General features: G+C 48.0%; 1 pseudogene. It reads left to right on the top strand.

Annotated features, from left to right (window positions below):
- A pseudogene (locus R7Q48_RS29105) lies at positions 1 to 592 on the top strand (hypothetical protein); the annotation flags it as partial.

The following is a 592-nucleotide window of genomic DNA, read 5'->3' on the forward strand; positions in this document are numbered from 1 at the left end:
TCGATACGCTTGATGGTTACTACCCTTACGATCTGACGGCGGTGACACCACAACCCAAGGTTGATGCGGCGAACAACAGCAAACCCATCATCAATCTATCGGTCGAACAGCAACTGCAAACCATCATTTATGGTTGGGAGCTAACGCAGAACAAACCGATCAGCAATTCGTTAAGTCTGAACCAATTGTTTGAAGACCCCGATGGTGACCTGCTCACCACTCGGATCTGGTTAGAAAACGCCAATGGTCTTCAGGTGCTCAACCAAGGCCAAATCGTGGTACAAGGTGCGCCAGAAGAAATCGACCAAACCACTTACTTAGCCGTGGCAGCTCGTGACAATCATCATGGTGAAGAAGATTACGCCTGGGTCACGACCCGTTTTGAATTGCCAGTCGTTAAAGAAGAGCAAAACAACACCGACCATCCTTTGGTCGGTGACATTGTGTATCGCCTCGAAACCACACAAAACCTTGGCGGTATCGCGTACGCGTATGAAGTGGTGTATTGCGAAGCATTTCAGTTTAAAAACGAAGAAGTGTATTTTGCCGCCTCCAACAATAAGCGCTTATGCCCAGAAAAGGGAGCACTAAA

It is taken from the genome of Vibrio sp. 378 (genome assembly GCF_033339435.1).